The organism is Clostridium sp. MCC353, assembly GCF_018785315.1.
Classification (GTDB): domain Bacteria; phylum Bacillota; class Clostridia; order Lachnospirales; family Lachnospiraceae; genus CHH4-2.
This window is the reverse complement of record NZ_WQPN01000080.1, coordinates 47,001-64,870: the sequence shown is the minus strand read 5'-3', so window position 1 is coordinate 64,870 and position 17,870 is coordinate 47,001. Positions and strand designations below refer to the sequence as shown.

The 17,870-nt window shown below is 47.7% G+C and carries 12 protein-coding genes and 1 other annotated feature; of the genes, 3 read left to right on the top strand and 9 right to left on the bottom strand.

Going from position 1 to position 17,870, the window contains the following annotated elements:
• Positions 1–159: 159 nt before the first annotated feature.
• The 5 genes from GPL15_RS15345 to aspS all read right to left on the bottom strand — a co-directional run bounded on the left by GPL15_RS15345 (position 160) and on the right by aspS (position 6,373).
• Positions 160–1,449 carry a PLP-dependent aminotransferase family protein gene (locus GPL15_RS15345; protein WP_215699559.1) on the bottom strand — a complete coding sequence of 430 codons (1,290 nt, stop codon included), beginning with the start codon at positions 1,447–1,449 and terminating at the stop codon, positions 160–162.
• Between the two features lie 141 nt (positions 1,450–1,590).
• Entirely contained in the window at positions 1,591–3,027 is a 1,437-nt protein-coding gene (gene gatB, locus GPL15_RS15340; protein ID WP_215699558.1) for an Asp-tRNA(Asn)/Glu-tRNA(Gln) amidotransferase subunit GatB, read from the bottom strand.
• Positions 3,020–4,510, bottom strand: coding sequence for an Asp-tRNA(Asn)/Glu-tRNA(Gln) amidotransferase subunit GatA (gene gatA / locus GPL15_RS15335; protein WP_215699557.1), 1,491 nt, complete (start codon positions 4,508–4,510; stop codon positions 3,020–3,022). The genes gatB and gatA overlap by 8 nt, the downstream gene beginning before the upstream one ends.
• A 24-nt stretch (positions 4,511–4,534) precedes the next feature.
• Complete coding sequence (gatC, locus tag GPL15_RS15330) at positions 4,535–4,828, bottom strand: Asp-tRNA(Asn)/Glu-tRNA(Gln) amidotransferase subunit GatC (protein ID WP_215699556.1); 294 nt, start codon at positions 4,826–4,828, stop codon at positions 4,535–4,537.
• Positions 4,829–5,041: 213 nt separating this feature from the next.
• Complete coding sequence (gene aspS / locus GPL15_RS15325) at positions 5,042–6,373, bottom strand: aspartate--tRNA(Asn) ligase (RefSeq protein WP_215699555.1); 1,332 nt, start codon at positions 6,371–6,373, stop codon at positions 5,042–5,044.
• Positions 6,374–7,073: 700 nt separating this feature from the next.
• Here aspS and GPL15_RS15320 point away from each other — a divergent pair.
• Together GPL15_RS15320 and GPL15_RS15315 are read left to right on the top strand one after the other, a co-directional pair.
• On the top strand, positions 7,074–8,444 hold the full coding sequence (locus tag GPL15_RS15320) for an MATE family efflux transporter (RefSeq protein ID WP_215699554.1): 1,371 nt from the start codon (positions 7,074–7,076) through the stop codon (positions 8,442–8,444).
• A 254-nt stretch (positions 8,445–8,698) separates the two neighbouring features.
• A complete protein-coding gene (locus GPL15_RS15315; RefSeq protein WP_215699553.1) occupies positions 8,699–9,259 on the top strand; it encodes a manganese efflux pump MntP family protein in 561 nt (186 codons plus the stop codon).
• A 93-nt stretch (positions 9,260–9,352) separates the two neighbouring features.
• Here the strand turns inward: GPL15_RS15315 and tyrS are convergent, their stop codons facing one another.
• From tyrS to GPL15_RS15300, 3 genes are all read right to left on the bottom strand, one after another.
• Complete coding sequence (gene tyrS / locus GPL15_RS15310; RefSeq protein ID WP_215699552.1) at positions 9,353–10,579, bottom strand: tyrosine--tRNA ligase; 1,227 nt, start codon at positions 10,577–10,579, stop codon at positions 9,353–9,355.
• Positions 10,580–10,685: 106 nt separating this feature from the next.
• Positions 10,686–10,972: a binding site (T-box leader), on the bottom strand.
• Positions 10,973–11,029: 57 nt separating this feature from the next.
• Entirely contained in the window at positions 11,030–13,330 is a 2,301-nt protein-coding gene (locus GPL15_RS15305) for a HAMP domain-containing sensor histidine kinase (protein WP_215699551.1), read from the bottom strand.
• On the bottom strand, positions 13,302–14,012 hold the full coding sequence (locus tag GPL15_RS15300; protein WP_215699550.1) for a response regulator transcription factor: 711 nt from the start codon (positions 14,010–14,012) through the stop codon (positions 13,302–13,304). Before GPL15_RS15300 ends, GPL15_RS15305 begins: the two co-directional genes overlap by 29 nt.
• 313 nt (positions 14,013–14,325) lie before the next feature.
• Here GPL15_RS15300 and GPL15_RS15295 point away from each other — a divergent pair, with 313 nt between their 5' ends.
• Complete coding sequence (locus GPL15_RS15295) at positions 14,326–16,050, top strand: ATP-binding protein (RefSeq protein WP_215699549.1); 1,725 nt, start codon at positions 14,326–14,328, stop codon at positions 16,048–16,050.
• On the opposite strand, the gene GPL15_RS15290 is transcribed toward GPL15_RS15295, so the two are convergent.
• Positions 16,047–17,204, bottom strand: coding sequence for a hypothetical protein (locus GPL15_RS15290; protein WP_252198449.1), 1,158 nt, complete (start codon positions 17,202–17,204; stop codon positions 16,047–16,049). The genes GPL15_RS15295 and GPL15_RS15290 overlap by 4 nt on opposite strands.
• Positions 17,205–17,870: the final 666 nt, after the last annotated feature.

Sequence of the window (17,870 nt, the reverse complement as noted above, 5' to 3'; positions counted from 1 at the left end):
AGTTCACCGTGAATGGGCACCGCACTGTCTTTTTTCGCCCTTGAAGGCCTTAGTATTTCTTAGGGTCGGAATCCGCCCCCAATTCCTCTCATCCACGGCCGCCTGCCCCAGATTCCCCGTCTTCATGGCGTTACTCCCGCCAATTCGTTAAATAAAGATTTACTCCATATCAGCTAAAAGTTTATCAATGCTCACAATTTTAACGCACAGCGCAAACAATTCCATCGCCACAATCAAATCCCCCAGCGGCGGATAAGAAGGCGCAATACGGATATTGCTGTCATGAGGGTCTTTACCATATGGATAAGTTGCCCCTGCGCCGGTCATAATCAGGCCGGCTTTTTTACATCTTGCAACGATTGCCTTGGCGCAGCCGTCCAAAGAATCGAAGGAGATAAAATATCCGCCCTTTGGTGTGAGCCAGCTTCCGATTCCAAGTCCGCCCAGTTCCCTGTCTAATATAGAAGTAACCGCTTCAAATTTAGGTCTCATGATATCGGCGTGTTTTCTCATATGTTCAACCATGCCATGGATATTTCCGAAGAAACGCACATGACGGAGCTGGTTCACTTTATCATGGCCGATGGTCTGGATTTTTAACTGTTTTTTAATGTCCACCAGGTTGTTGTGAGAGGTCGCGATTGCCGCAATGCCGGAACCCGGGAAGCTGACTTTTGAAGTCGATGAAAATTTGTAAACCAGATCAGGGTTGCCCGCGCGTTTGCACTCTGCAAGGATTTCGATCAAATGATCCTGGTCATGGTCGTATAAATGGTGGATGCCATAGGCATTGTCCCAATAAATCCTGAAATCAGGAGCTGCCGGTTTTAAGCGGGCAAAACGGCGGACCGTTTCATCCGAGTAAGAAATCCCCTGTGGATTTGAGTATTTCGGAACACACCAGATACCTTTGATGGTTTCGTCGTTAGCTACCAGTTCTTCTACCATATCCATATCCGGGCCGGTAGGAGTCATAGGCACATTGATCATCTCGATGCCGAAATATTCGGTAATTGCGAAATGTCTGTCATATCCGGGTACAGGGCAGAGGAATTTTACCTTATCCAGTTTGCACCAAGGAGTATTTCCCATAACACCGTGGGTCATGGAACGTGAAATGGTGTCATACATAACATTCAGGCTGGAATTTCCATAAATGATGATGTTATCGGGATGTACTTCGATCATATCCCCGATCAGTTCCTTGGCCTCTTTAATGCCATCCAGCACACCATAGTTACGGCAGTCCGTTCCGTCTTCACAGGTAAGATCGTCATCGCTGCTTAAAACATCCATCATTCCCATGGATAAATCCAACTGCTCCGCACTTGGTTTGCCGCGGGACATATCCAGTTTCAGATCCTTTGCCTGGAACTCCTTGTACTGGACCGACAGTTGTTTTCTAAGTGACTGTAATTCTTCTTTGGTCATTTCTGCATATGGCTTCATTTTCTTCCTCCTCATTTTTACCTCTCATTCTGCCGCTGACAGCGGCTTTTTCATCTAAGGGCACAACGGCATTGATACCATTCTCTCTTAATCTGCCGCCACTTTACGGCAATATAATCGAAACCTCCATCAGGAGAGCGATTACCTGGTTAGTATTTCCCTTACAATCCGGTTTACCATGGACGGATCCGCCTTGCCTTTCATGGCGCGCATGGTCTGGCCCACTAAAAAGCCCATGGCCTTTTCTTTTCCGTTGCGGTAATCCTGGACGGACTGGGGATTGGCCGCCACGATTTCTTCTATGGTTTTGCGGAGCGCGCCTTCATCGCTTACGACTTTCAGGCCATTTTCCTCCACATACCTTTCAGGATCTGTGTCATTTTTAAATATCTCTTCGAACACAGTTTTGGCTACCGTGCGGTTTATTATATTAGTATCTACCAATTTTATTAACTTTGCAAGGTTTTCCGGTGAAAATGTGATATCTTCCGGATCTTTTTCTGCTTCTTTCAGCAAACGCATGGTCTCAACCATCAGCCAGTTGGACACTTCTTTCGGTTTTTGACACAGCTTTACCGTTTCTTCAAACAAATCAGCCATGTGTTTCGAGGAGGTCAGAATACCGGCGTCATACTCCGGAAGCTGGTATTCCTTCTGGTAACGCTCCATTTTCTCCGTCCTCAGCTCCGGCTGCCTTTTTCTTATCTCATCCAGCCATTCATCGCTTATCACCACCGGCGTCAGGTCAGGATCCGGGAAATAACGGTAGTCCTGGGCATCCTCTTTCGACCGCATGGCATGGGATGTTTCTTTGTTGTCATCCCATCGCCTGGTCTCCTGAACCACTTTCTTCCCTTCCTCAATCAGCTCAATCTGGCGTTTTCTCTCCCCTTCAATGGCCCGGGCTATCGCCTTAAAGGAGTTTAAGTTCTTCATTTCCGTCCTCGTGCCAAATTCAGGTGCTCCCATCTCGCGGACAGACAGGTTAACGTCCGCCCTCATGGAACCTTCCTGGAGCTTGCAGTCAGAAGCTCCCAAATACTGGATGATCAGCCTCAGTTTTTCCAAATAGGCGATGACTTCGTCCGCATTTCTCATATCAGGTTCGGAAACGATTTCGATCAACGGAACGCCGCTCCGGTTATAATCCACCAGAGAACAGTCTTCCCATTCGTCATGAATCAATTTTCCGGCGTCCTCTTCCATGTGGATCTCATGGATTCCTATCCTTTTTTTCCCTGCGCCGGTATCGATTTCAATCCATCCGTCATGACAGATCGGCAGATAAAGCTGTGAAATCTGATAGTTTTGAGGGTTATCCGGATAGAAATAATTCTTCCTGTCAAACTTGCAGTACTGGTTGATGCTGCAGTTAGCCGCAAGCCCCACAGCCAGAGCGTATTCCACCACCTGCTTGTTCAGTACCGGCAGCGTCCCCGGCATCCCCGTGCACACCGGGCAGGTATGGGTGTTTGGGGCGCCTCCGAACTCAGTGGAGCAGGAGCAGAATATCTTGGTCTTGGTGGCCAGTTCCACATGCACTTCCAGGCCGATCACCGTCTCATACTGTTTACTCATGGCGCATCACCCCCTGTTCCCCTCTCTTCGCCAGTTCCGGCGCCTCATAAGCTCTTGTTTTTTCAAATGCAAACCCGGCACGGATGATATTTTTCTCCTTAAAGCAGTCACCGATCATCTGCAGGCCGATAGGAAGCCCTTTGGAATCCTTTCCGCATGGCACTGTCATAGCCGGAAGCCCGGCCAGGTTCACAGAAACGGTATAAATATCGCCCAGATACATTTTCAGCGGATCGCTCAATGATTCTCCCAGTTTCGGCGCTGTAGAAGGGGCCGCAGGCCCCAGAATCACGTCGTAAGCCTCAAATGCCCGGTCAAATGCCTTCTTAATCAGCGCCTTGGTCTTCAGAGCCTTCAGATAGTAAGCGTCATAATAACCGCTGCTCAGTACAAATGATCCCAGCATAATCCTTCTTTTCACTTCCGCCCCAAAGCCCTCGGACCGGCTCTTCTTATACATGCTGTGAAGGCCTTCGTATTCCTTGGCCCGGTAACCGTATTTTACGCCGTCAAACCTGGATAAGTTGGAACTGGCTTCCGCGGACGCGATTACATAATAAGCAGGAATCGCGTATTCCACCAGGCTCAAATCGAATTCCTCCACAACAGCCCCTTTTTCTTTCAGGACATTGGCCGCATTAAGCACCGCTTCCCTCACCTCCGTATCCAGGCCGTCGCCCAGATAATCCCTGGGAATTCCGATTTTCATACCTTTTACATCGTCCACCAGGGCAGAGGAGAAATCACAGTCCTCCCGCTTCACGGATGTGCTGTCCATTTTATCATGTGAAGCTATTGCTTCTAATATAATAGCGCAGTCCGTGACGTCTTTTGCAACCGGGCCGATCTGATCCAAGGAGGAACCATATGCGATCAGCCCGTATCGTGATACCGTGCCATAGGTCGGCTTCAGCCCTGTCACGCCGCAAAATGAACTGGGTTGCCGGATGGAGCCGCCCGTATCGGACCCCAGGGCGAAAAAGCATTCATTTGCAGCCACTGCCCCGCAGGAACCGCCGGAAGAACCGCCCGGAACGTGTTCCGTATTCCAGGGATTTTTCGTCTCTCCATATGCAGAAGTCTCCGTTGTGCTGCCCATGGCAAATTCATCCATATTGGTCTTTCCAAGAACCACCGCTCCGGCCTGTTCCAGATTCCTCACCGCCCGGGCCGTGTAGGTGGGTTTAAAATTATATAAGATTTTAGAGCTGCATGTTGTCAACATGCCTTCTATGCACATATTGTCTTTGATTGCTGCCGGAACGCCGGCCAATGGGCCGGTCAAAATTCCGTCACAGATCATTTTCTGGACCTCTGCGGCCCGTTTTAATGCCCTCTCCTCATCAACCGTAACAAAACAGTTTAATTCCGGCTCCAGGGCTTTGATCTGCTTTATGGCAGCTTCTACTGCTTCTACTGAGGTGATTTCTTTGGACTTTATTTTTTGTCCTAACTGAACGGCTGTTAAATCCAATATACTCAAGTTGTGTCTCCTTTCTGCCGGATTTTATTCTACGGTCTTAGGCACTTTGAACGCTCCGTCTTTGTATTCGGGGGCATTTTTCAGAATTTTTACGCGGTCATCTCCATTTGTTACCACATCCTCACGGAATACATTGCTGATTGGGAAAATGTGGGACAGGGGTTCGGTGCCGTCCGTGTCCAGTTCGTTTAATTTATCGATGTAGTCCAGCATGCGGCCCATGTCTTTTTTGGCGGCCTGCTTTTCGGTATCGGAAAGTTCCAGTTTTGCAAGTATGCTGACGTAATCGATTGTTTCATCGCTGATTTTATTTGCCATGGTTTTGCTCCTTTTTTAAGGGTGAAGGCTTTTTTGAAAATCCCTTCACCTTTTAATGTAAAGCGTCAAGGCTTTTTTAGAAATCCCTTCACCCTTTAATATAAAGCGTCAAGGCTTTTTTAGAAATCCCTTCACCCTTTAATGTAAAGCGTCAAGGCTTTTTCGAAAATGCCTTCACCCTTCATGTCACCCTTCATGTAAAAAAACTCCTCCTCAAGGTTCCAATCTAGTCACATCCCGCGGAAACAACGCCGTTTCCCTCACATTCTGTTCATCCAGCAGCCTCATTGTCAGCCGCTCCAACCCGATTCCAAGCCCTCCATGAGGCGGCATCCCATATTTAAAAATCATCAGATAGGCTTCAATATCCGCCGGATCCATCCCTCTCTTCTCCATCTTCTTCAAAATCTCATCATAATCATGGATCCTCTGCCCGCCGGTAGTCACTTCCAGCCCTTTAAACAGCAGGTCAAAGCTGAGGGTGAATCTGTTGTCCGCCGGGTCATCCATCGCATAGAACGGGCGTTTCTTTGAAGGATAATGAGTGACAAATACGAAATCACTGTCAAACTCCTCTTTAAAATATCTCCCGATCAGAACCTCTTCCTCCGGTTCCAGATCATACGGGTTTTTGATTTTCCTGCCATATTTTTCGGAAACCAGCTCCTTAGCCCGGTCAAACCGCACCGCCGGAATCCGGCTGGTTTTTGGAAGGGTGACGCCGAGTATTTCCAGCTCCTTTTTATATTCCCTTTCCAGAAGTTCCATGGTGTACTGAAGAAAACCCGTTTCCATTGCCATAATGTCTTCGAATCCGTCTATATAGCCCATCTCAAAATCAAGGCTGACATATTCATTTAAATGGCGGGTGGTGTTGTGCTTTTCCGCCCGGAACACCGGAGCGGCCTCGAAAACCCTGTCGTACACTCCCACCATGGTCTGTTTATAAAACTGGGGGCTCTGCCCCAGCTCCGCTTTTTTATTAAAATAATCCAGTTTAAACACATTGGAACCGCCTTCCGCTCCCCTGGCTACAATCTTAGGCGTGCGGATTTCCGTAAAACCCTGGGAATGAAGATAATCCCGAAACCCACGTACAATCCCCTCCTGGATCTTGAATTTAGCACGCTCCCGGATGTTTCTCAGAGTTACCGGACGCAATGCCAGCTTTGTTTCAAGAGAAGCGCCCATTTTCCATTTATTGACTGCCACCGGCAGCACCTCTGCCGGCTGGGAAAGCACCCTGACCGTTTGAAGGCGGATCTCAAATCCCTGAGGCGCCCGCTCTTCCGGCGCGGCAATCCCAGTTACTTCAACTGCCGATTCCTCTTTTAAATCCTTTAATTCAAATTCCGTAACCCCTTTTTCGTACACACATTGTACCAGGCCTTCCGCCTTGCGGAGTATTACAAATGCAACGTCTCCCATATCGCGGATATTGTGCACGGCTCCGTGCATTTTAATGGTTTTTCCCATATAATCCCCGTCAAGCACTGCCCCGATTCCCAATGTTTCCTTCTCCACTACTCCACTGATAAATTCCATGTTTCATTTCTCCTTACCATAGGTGCAATTGATCTGCGCAATTGATTTACGGTTACCGGCATGATATGCCGCGCAGCATTTTGGTACGCCTGCCGCAGGCGCCGCAGCCAGATATTCCGGAATGGGTATTTGTATAAAACAAAAAGTCCCGGAATACTGTTACGTATTCCGGGACGGACAATCTTTCTTTATCCGCGGTACCACCCGCATTGAGATCCGCTTGGGTTACTGAATCTCCTCTCTTACACGTAACGTGTGCATACGGACATACCTACTTTGCCAAACCCAAATTGGCAGTGTTCAATATGTCAGCTCCAGAGTGTTCCCTTTGCCGGTTCCTACGTGACGGTGCTCTCAGTCGGTGACACCCTCTTCCTGTTGAAGTCCCGCTGGCAAGAGTCTCTTTCTTCGCTTTTCTCGTGGGAAAAAGCCTGAAATCAATGATTTGATGCTTTCTCTCACTAAATTGTTTATTATGATAGCATAACCGTTTTCCCATTGCAATACCCAATTTTAAAAAAACATTGCTGTTCACAGCCCCGCAAAGCGGCACGGCCGACAGGCCGGGTCCGCCTGAGGGGCTGTGAACCGTAATAAAAAAATAGCAAACATAAAACGGCAAAAAATATAATAAGTTGACAATTTCCGGCATTGCCGTTACAATAGTTAACATGCTAACTAATACAGGAGGTCTTTTTTTATGTCTGTTAACAATCCACCGGCAGAAAATAAGATGGGAACCATGCCCGTCAACCGTCTGCTCCTTTCCATGTCCCTGCCCATGGTCATTTCCATGCTGGTACAGGCCATGTACAATATTATAGACAGTGTCTTTGTGGCCCAGATCGGAGAAGAGGCCCTGACCGCAGTGTCCCTGGCCTTCCCGGTGCAAAACCTGATGATCGCTGTTTCCGTAGGTACCTGCGTCGGCGTAAATGCCCTGCTGTCCCGCTCCCTGGGCGAAAAAAATCAGACAGCCGCCAATAACGCCGCTGTCAACGGCATTTTCCTGGCGTTTTTAAGCTATCTGGCATTTGCCGTTTTCGGGCTTTTCGGCGCCCGTCATTTCTTCGCCGGACAAACCGACAATCCCCTCATCGTGGAATACGGCACCCAGTATTTAACCATCTGCTGCGTCTTCTGCTTCGGCCTCTTTATGGAAATGATGCTGGAAAGGATCATGCAGTCCACAGGCCGGACCATTTACAACATGCTGACCCAGGGTGCTGGAGCCATCATCAACATTATTCTGGACCCAATCATGATCTTCGGCCTTTTCGGCTTCCCTGCCCTGGGAATCCGCGGAGCCGCCATTGCCACCGTAACCGGGCAGATCATCGCCATGCTGCTTTCCGTCTTCTTTAACAAAACAAAGAACCCGGATGTGGTGATCCGTTTAAAGGGATTTTCCCCTCATAAAAAAACCATCGCCACCATTTATGAGGTGGGCATCCCGTCCATCATCATGCAGTCCATTGCCTCTGTCATGACCTTCGGAATGAACAAAATCCTGATCATGTTTTCAGAAACTGCCGTTTCCGTATTCGGAATTTACTTCAAACTCCAGAGCTTCATCTTCATGCCCGTATTCGGCTTGAATAACGGCATGATTCCGATTATCGCTTACAATTACGGAGCCAGAAAAAAGAAGCGGATCATGGCTACTGTTAAATTGAGTATTTTTACAGCAGTGGGAATCATGCTGATTGGCCTTATGATCTTCCAGCTCATGCCAGTCCAGCTTCTCAAAATGTTCAACGCCTCTTCCTACATGCTGGAAATCGGCGTGCCCGCCCTGCGTTTAATCAGCATCAGCTTTTTATTCGCCGGTTACTGCATCATTGTAGGCTCTGTATTCCAGGCCCTTGGAAATGGGGTTTACAGCCTGATCGTATCCGTGGCAAGGCAGTTGGTGTGCATCCTGCCCCTGGCCTATCTGTTTGCCAATAGCTTAGGATTAAACAGCGTGTGGTATGCCTTCCCTCTGGCGGAAATCATCGCCGCAGTGCTCAGTACAATGCTGTTCCGCCTGATTTACAGAGAAAAAATCAAAAAGCTCCCGGATAATTAATGAGAATTTTTCTTGACATAAGCGTTAAAATGCCTTAGAATTGTGCAGAGATGAGGGAGTAGTCAGCACGTGTCCCGCGTGTAGTAAGGTCAACATACTGATATTTATATATCTGGCTTTATTTTGAATGATGAGACTTATCTGCAGTGTTTACGCTGCAGATAGGTCTTTTTTTGTTGAAAAACGTTCTACTCCCACAAGAAAACCGATACATTTTAAAGTCGGTATAACAATCACACAGGAGGAATTTTCACATGTCATTAGTTGAGTTGTTTATCATCGCCGTAGGGCTCTCCATGGACGCATTTGCCGTCTCCATCTGCAAGGGGTTGAGCCTTGCCCGGATGAGCTGGAAAAATGCAGCAGTTGTAGGGATTTATTTCGGCGGGTTCCAGGCTGTAATGCCTTTTTTCGGCTATCTCCTCGGTTCCCAGTTCAAAAACTCCATCACATCCATCGATCACTGGATCGCTTTTATCCTGCTGGGGATCATCGGCATCAACATGATCCGGGAAGCCATGAACAAAGAAGAGGAAAGCTGTGACGCCTCCCTGGCTCCGGGAACCATGATCCTGCTTGCCATCGCAACCAGCATCGATGCCCTTGCCGTGGGAGTCACCTTCGCTTTCCTCCAGGTACGTATTATACCGGCCGTCACCTTCATCGGAATCACCACATTTACCCTTGCCCTTGCAGGCGTAAAAGTGGGAAATGTCTTCGGCTGCAAGTATAAGTCAAAAGCCGAATACGCAGGGGGCCTGATCCTCATCCTGATGGGGATCAACATCCTCATTGAACATATTTTCTTCGACTGATCCAGGGGCGACCAAACGTTTATTTCCGCCATCCGGGCGCCCCAATTCACAGCATATTCAGACCCGGTTCCGGCTGCACACTTTAGTCCGCTGTTACTGCACCGTCACCTTCATAAAGTTCTTTTTGCCCCGTTTTACCACGATGCCGTCAGCCCCGATCTCTTCGGCAGTAAATGTCTTTTTGAAATCCTTGATCTGCTGGCCGTCCACGGAAACCCCGCCCTGCTCCACATTGCGTCTGGCTTCCGAACGGGACGCTGCCAGACCGGATTTTTGCAGAATGGACAAAATGTCAATGGTTCCTTCTGTAAAATCATCGGCTGTAAGCTGGTGAGACGGCATATTTTCTGAATTGCCAGCCCCAGAAAAGAGCGCCCGGGACGCTTCCTGGGCTTTTTTCGCTTCCTCTTCGTCGTGAACCAGTTTGGTCAGTTCAAATGCCAGGATTTCCTTGGCCGTGTTCAACTGGCTGCCTTCCCATTTGTCCATCTCGTCGATCTGTTCGATGGGCAGGAATGTGAGCATGCGCAGGCATTTTAACACGTCGGCGTCAGCGATATTTCTCCAGTACTGGTAGAATTCAAACGGCGATGTTTTATTCGGGTCAAGCCATACGGCGCCTGACTGGGTTTTTCCCATCTTCTTTCCTTCTGAGTTGAGAAGCAGGGTGATGGTCATGGCATGGGCGTCTTTTCCCAGCTTGCGGCGGATCAGTTCAGTTCCGCCCAGCATATTGCTCCACTGGTCGTCTCCGCCAAACTGCATGTTGCAGCCGTATTTGCGGAATAACTCATAGAAGTCGTAGCTCTGCATGATCATGTAGTTGAACTCTAAGAAGCTGAGGCCCTTTTCCATACGCTGTTTGTAGCATTCGGCTGTCAGCATGCGGTTAACGCTGAAGCAGGAGCCCACTTCTCTAAGCAGATCCACATAATTTAATTTCAAAAGCCAGTCCGCATTGTTCACCATAAGCGCTTTGTCATCGGAAAAATCGATGAATTTGCTCATCTGGACTTTGAAGCAGTCACAGTTGTGCTGAATCATTTCCGGCGTCATCATCTGGCGCATGTCGCTCCTTCCAGACGGATCGCCGATCATGCCCGTACCGCCGCCGATTAACGCGATCGGCTTATTTCCCGCCATTTGAAGGCGTTTCATCAGGCACAGAGCCATAAAATGCCCCACATGAAGGCTGTCTGCAGTCGGGTCAAAGCCGATGTAAAAGGTGGCCTTTCCGTTGTTAATCATCTCTTTGATCTCTTCTTCATTGGTAACCTGGGCGATCAGCCCGCGGGCCACCAGTTCTTCATAACATGTCATCTTTCTAATCTCCTTTTCTTTTGAGCCATATTTTCATGCTGTCATTCCCACATCCTCAAACAAACTCCAAAGTCAGCAACAAAAAAGACCCGTCCCTATAATTAACTATAAGGACGGGCCGAACCCGCGTTACCACCTTAATTTATAAACGGCTCACGCCGCTTACCTCCTCAAGTACAGTCCCCACAGGGAATCTATACTCCAGCACTATAACGTGTGCATATCTGCCGTCTGGCCGATACCGGATCCGTCACAGCCTACTCGGTATCTGTATACCGTTCGGTGTGAAGCTCAAAGATGTATTCATAATGGGCTTTCCACGCGCCTCTCATCAACCGGCTGCTTTCTGTTGTGCTTCTGCCAATTACTACTTCTTCTTGTCATCGCTTTTCATCATGAAATTTTGCTCATTACTGATAAACCACATTATACGGGGTGAAATCCCAAATGTCAAGCCCTTTGTTTTCTCCAGCGTACCGTCACCCGGAACAGATCCGCTTCCACTTCCACGTCCATTTCTCCGCCCTGTACTTCCGTAAAACTCTTGGCAATGGCCATTCCCAGCCCTGATCCTTCCGTGTTTCTGGATTCGTCGCCGCGCACAAACCGCTCCATCAGTTCCTGAGGCGTTGCGGTGATCTCAGTGGCCGAAATATTGCGCAGGGTCACAGTCACCCACTCATCTTCCGTAAGATCCACATAGGCCCGGGTCCCCGGAAGGGCATATTTTGTGATATTCACCAGCAGGTTTTCAAAAATCCTGTAGGTTTTCTGGCTGTCCAGTGAGAGGGTTACTTTCTCCTCCGGCAGATTCCATCTGAAGTCGATGCCCGACGCTTCTATTCTGTCGGAAAGTTCCAGCCGCACCTGTTTAATCAGATTCACCAGATCCACATCAACCAGATTTAAAGGCATGTTCCTGCTGGTGGCCTTGCTGATATCAAACAGGTCTTCAATGAGGACTTTTAACCGCATGGATTTCTGCTCCAGCACCTCGATATAATTCTTTTTCTCCTCTTCCGTCACATCATCCTGTTTGAGAAGGTTTACATAGGTGATGATGGCGGTCAGCGGTGTCTTCAAATCGTGGGAAACATTGGTAACAAGCTCTGTTTTCATCCGCTGGCTCATCACTTCTTTATTCACCGCATTCTTAAATCCGTCCTGAATGACGGACAGTTCTTCTTTTATCGGTTCAAACACGCCCAGATCCTCTTCAATCTGCGTATTCAGGTTTCCATCGGCTATCTGGCTGATAGAATTCAGAAGAATCTGATATTTTTTCTGCATGTCCTCGTAATATCTCCTGAGCCAGAAAAACAGGACCGCAGAATAAATCAGCAGTGCAGGAATTCCGAAAAACCAGAAGCAGATAATAATCCCTAAAAGGATACCATTTAGCAGAACCAGCTTGCCGATCTGCCTGGTAGCCGTGCTTTTCCAGTCGATTGTAGTCATCTGTTTCACAAAATGTTTCCAGTGTCTCCAGCCCCAGGCAAGAATCCGGCCTGTTATGGTGCGTTCTTTAAAATATCTCACCGGGCCGATCACAAAGACGGATCTGAGACAGGTGATTCCCCAGTACAGCAGGCCAAAGCCGATTGCCCAAGCCGCGAAATTGATCAGCCATACCAAAAATCCGGCGGCTCCCGGAAGGAAATCGGCTTTAATCAGTTCGTTCCGTATGACGCCGTTTAAGGTGAGCGCAACCACCTGAGCCGGCAGGGAGGAACCCAAAACGCTGAAACATGCGCTTGCCACAATCATAACCAGCTCAAAGGGAGCTCTAAATATTTTCTCCTGCCCTATCTGGAGAGAGCGAAAGCAGGGAAAAAAAAGTGCCAGCAGAGTTACCAGCCCCATAATTACCATTGCGATCGAAATAATCGTTCCATCGTGATAATAAGGCAGCACACTGCTCCAATGCCCCGGAACCTGATCCACCGGCATGATGGCCGACTGGTTGACCGTAAACTCATATGTTACATTCTTAGGGCCGGAAAAACGGATATCATGTCCCGGAATGCCGTAACCGACGGAACCGTATATGGATTCCATGGGATCATAAAAATAATAATTACCCAGAGTGTCTCCGATGGCGTTGGCAATCTCTTCCTGATATTTCGCCGTATCCGCCTGAACCCGTTCCACCATCAGGCGGCCGAGATTGTCAAATTTCATCCGTACCGTAACGCTTCCATTGGCAGGAGCGAACTCATTGCCCGTATTGCTCATCAGTTCATTTCCGCTCTCATCCAAAAGACGGTAGCTCATCTTGGGGCGGAGCTGTCTGTAATGTTCTTTCCACCTGTCTCCACGCTCATTCATATTATACTGAAGGTCCCTAAGGCGTTCGCTTATCTCGGCTGCATCAGACATTTCCACATAATAGGACGCGCTATCCGAGTCCTGAACCGTCTCTTCCTGCAGTGTCATGCTCTCCTTATCATATGTCTCAATCATGGAATCCGTAATCTGCGGGAAAAATACCTGTGCAGGCGTCATGATATATCCCGCCTGGTCCTGCATATACTCCTGCCATACCGCATAACTGCTGTTCATAAATTCCACTGAGAATTCCTTTGCCAGGTTCACTTCACGGCTTTCCGTGGAAGATCTTCTGGCCTCATATTCCCTCGCATTCTTTTCTATATAGGGATACATCCCTATCATGGACGCCGCTGCGATAATCACAGTGACAATCATCAATAACACACCTAAACTATGCCTGTTTTTCAATTTTGTATCCAACTCCCCACACCACCTTTAAATATTTCGGGTCTTTGGGATTCACTTCGATCTTTTCCCGGATATTTCTCACGTGTACCATGACCGTATCCGTGTTGACCGCCCGCTCATTCCAAACCCGTTCATAGATTTCCTCGGCCGAGAATACCCGGCCCGGATTTTTAATCAACAGCAGCAATATCTTATATTCCATAGGGGTCATCCTGACGGGATTTCCGTCCACCAGAACCTCTACGGTATCTTCATTTAATTCCAATCCGCCAATCCTGTAAATTCTTCCATTTTCCGGCTGGCTGCTCTCCAGCCGTTCCATAAACCGTTTGTACCGTCTTAACTGGGAATTTACACGGGCCAATAATTCCATAGGGGTAAATGGCTTGGTAATGTAATCATCCGCCCCCATATTCAGCCCCATGATTTTATCCACTTCCTCTGATTTTGCCGAGAGAAATATCACCGGAAAGTCGTATTTTTCCCTCAGTTTAATTGTCATGGTAATTCCGTCCATCCGGGGCATCATCACATCCACCACGGCAAGATGAATCTCTTCTTTCTCAATTAACTCCAATCCTTCCACGCCGTCTGCCGCCTGGAACACCTGATACCCCTGGGCCTTTAAAAATATTTCAATTCCTTCCCTGATTTCCTTGTCGTCTTCCACTAGTAAAATTCGGTTCGCTTCCATCACTCACAAATCCCTTTCCACTCATATACTTATCTGCTGATAAGTAGTATATCACTTCTTCCGGTCCAGCACCTCCTCTTTTTCATGTCATAAGTATAAGATTGAAATCTAAAGGGGCAGCGCAGAAAAAACGAAAGAATTTCTAAAGATTATAAAGTTCCCGCCTGACCGGTTACAAAAATCCGTTCATCTGGCAAATATCACCAAAAAAGTAATGTCATAACCAATTTATCATGATATAATAACATTAAAATGACATATTACTCCTGAATCTACTATAAAAAATCACAAAAGGTAAAAATCCGGTGAACTCATGATAAAAACATTGCATAAAATATCTTTAAAACTCGCTCCTGTCCTGCTGATTATCCTTTTTTCCTTTATCAGCATTAATTCTTTCCTGTCAATCAGCCATCTCCAGGGAAATGGCCGCGTTATCAACTATGCGGGCATTGTACGGGGAGCCAGCCAGCGCCTTGTAAAACAGGAATTGAATCACATTCCCAACGATCCCCTCATCCTGTATTTGGACGGCATCATCCGGGAACTGTCTGAGGGCAATGGCGACAATAATCTGATCCATCTGCCCGACCCCACATTTCAAAATCTCATTCATACCATGTCGGAATCCTGGGAGGCCGTAAAAGCGGAAATCCAACAGGTCCGCAATGGCGCGGACGGAGGGCCGCTTTTCACTGTCAGCGAAGATTTTTTCGTTTTGGCCGACACCACAGTGTCCGCCGCGGAAATTTATTCCGAAAATTGTGTTAAGAACGCGGTGTCCCGCTTGCTTTTCCTGAACTTCATATTCATCATTCTGGTTGCCCTGTTCTGGTTCTATAATGAACAGCGGCGAAAGATGAATCACGCCCTTTTAGCGGCTGAAAACGCCAGCAAAGCCAAAAGTGACTTTCTCTCCCGGATGTCTCACGAAATCCGGACGCCGATGAACGGGATCATAGGCATGACGGCCGTTGCCCGCATGTCAGTGGACAACAAACATAAGCTTCTGGACTGTCTGGACAAAATCGACATGTCCTCCAATTACCTCATGAACCTGATTAACGACATTCTGGATATGTCCCGCATTGAGAGCGGAAAAATAGAATTATACGAAGAGGAATTCCGGCTTTCCATTCTTTTGGAACGGATCAGTCTGATGTTCAAGCAAAAGGCTGAGGACGCGGGAATCCTGTTCAGCGTCAATGACAGCGGCCTGTCCGTGGATTGGGTGATCGGGGATGAACTGAGAATCAGCCAGGTTCTTATAAACATTATTTCCAATGCTTTAAAATTTACCCAGGCCGGAGGATATGTCCGCCTTGACGTAACGGAAAAAAGCATCAGCAATGAAGAAATATCACTGGAATTTATGATCAAAGACAATGGGATCGGCATGAGCGAGGACTTCCAGAAACGCATATTCGATCCATTTGAACAGGCCAAAGCGGCCACCTCTCATCAATACGGCGGAACCGGCCTCGGCCTTTCAATCAGCTATAACTTTATAAAATTAATGAACGGTGACATCTCAGTAGCCAGCAGACCCGGACAGGGAACCTGTTTTACAGTCTGTCTCAGCCTGAAACGTCCTCTGAAACCGGAAGAGAACTTCCATGCCCAAACCGCTGCTTCCCTGGATCACGGGATCTTTCGCATGGATGGAATCTCCATTATGCTGGCGGAAGACAACGAGATCAATTCAGAAATCGCAGCCGCCATATTAGAGGACAGCGGCGCCTCTGTAACTCCTGTATGGAACGGAAAAGAAGCTGTCGATACATTCGCAGCTTCTCTTCCCGGACAATATAGTCTGATTCTTATGGATATTCAAATGCCTGTCATGGACGGGCTGGAGGCCAGCCGTGCCATCCGTTCCCTGAACCGCCCGGACGCCAAAACAATTCCCATTCTGGGACTTTCCGCCAATGCCTTCCGACACGATATGGAAGCGGCCCGGCAAAACGGTATGAACGGCTATATATCCAAACCGCTTGATATTACTAAGATGTTTGAAACCATCCGGCCTTACCTTTAGGAACTGTATTTATCTTCCCCATGGTAGGTGACCACTCCGCTCTTGTCGGTGCAGTAGTATGTATCATTTCCATCTTTCAGATTTTTCTTATTCTTCATGATCCTGCCTGAAGTATTGACCAGATATTCTTTTCCGTCATATTCTACCGGTTCGTACTTCAGGTCGGAATCCGCTTCCAATTTCCGGCCTTTTTTATAAACATTGCCGTCAGAAATCCCATTCATGCCGATTCCGCTGGATTTAAAGGTAAAGCTGTATTTTTCTCCATCCAGCCGTACCGTCTGGTTTCCTGTCTGAACCGTACCATAATGAGAATCTTCGCTGAAATAATAAACATCCCAGTCGTCATCATTTTCCGGCAGATCATCTTCTTCCAGAATCTTTTCCGCCCCTTCAATCCTGCTTCCGCTGGTTTTCAGCTTATAGAGCCCCCGAAGCATCTCTCCTTCCTCATTAAATCCATACTTCTTGCCGTTTATGGTTCTGAATACCCCGGTGATCTTCTTGCCGTTGCTGCCCAGATACAGCCACTGAACCAGGGTATCCCCATTCTCATCCACTTCATCTTCCAATATCACCCTGGCCCAGGTGTTGGAGGCCACTGATCCGTCCCCATTATCACCGCAGTAATAGACAGCCTCTTTATAGGCATCATCTTCAGGAACGTGCTCCCCATTCTCATTCACCCAGCCGAACTGCATCCGTCCTTCGTCGTCAAAAATATATCTTCCTATGGTTCCATCCGCTTTTTTGATGGATTTTAAACTGACATTCGACCCGGTATTTTTCCACGCCTTACCGTTATCCCGGAAATAGTACCACCAGTATTCCGGTTCGTCTTCCTCCCGGTCTTCATTCAGAATCGTCTTCCACTGGCTTTTTACCATCATTCCTGAAGAATTGACATAGTAGTAATCGTCATCTTCTTCAATTAAAGTATTCTTGAGCATATAGCCGTCCCCGCCCAGATAATACCATCCTCCATTGGATTCTTTCCACTCGTCCGTCACTCTATTTCCCGAATTATCATAATAGCACCAGTTGCCGTTTTCCATCGCCCACCCGCTCTGAGCCGCGGTGGATACGCTGTTTCCATGGACAATAAGAACAACTGCCGTAAGCGCGGCCGCCATGCTGCAGATTCTCTTCTTCATAATATCAACTCCCAATTCAAATGTATCTGTTCCAAATCCTGGAGAAAAAACAATCCACTGCCTTTCCCTCCACTATCTATAGTAAAGCATAGAGCAACTCCAGACTCAACCGATGTCCGGTAATTGTAATAATTTGTAATATTTTCTAAAGTTTTTCTGACGCAGATGAAGATTTTTTGCATCAACTTGGCGGAAGTTACGCCGGGAAGAAGGGGGCGCCGGGGCGGAGGGGCTGGGGAACACGGGATTGGGGATCAGGTTCCGCTCCCTAAGAGATACTAGGCCTTCAAGGACGGAAAAAGACAGGGCGGTGCCCATTCGAGGTGAACTTTTGATAACTTCACCTCTCAGCGGGCACCTCAGAAACTGACTCGGTATTCAGTTTCTGCCTGTCTTTTTCCGCCCTTGAAGGCCAAGTATCTCTAAGGGGCTCCACATGCCCCCCAATCCCGTGTTCCCCAGCCCCTCCGCCCCGGCGCCCCCTTCTTCCCGGCTGTGTACTGGCTAATAAGAGATTAAAAACATCATATTATAACTGTATACCCGCTTTATAAAAGATAAATCACCATTATATTACAACTTAATAATCGCTTTACAAAAGCTAAAATACCATTATATTACAACTGTATACCCGCTTTATAAAAGATAAATTACCATTATATTACG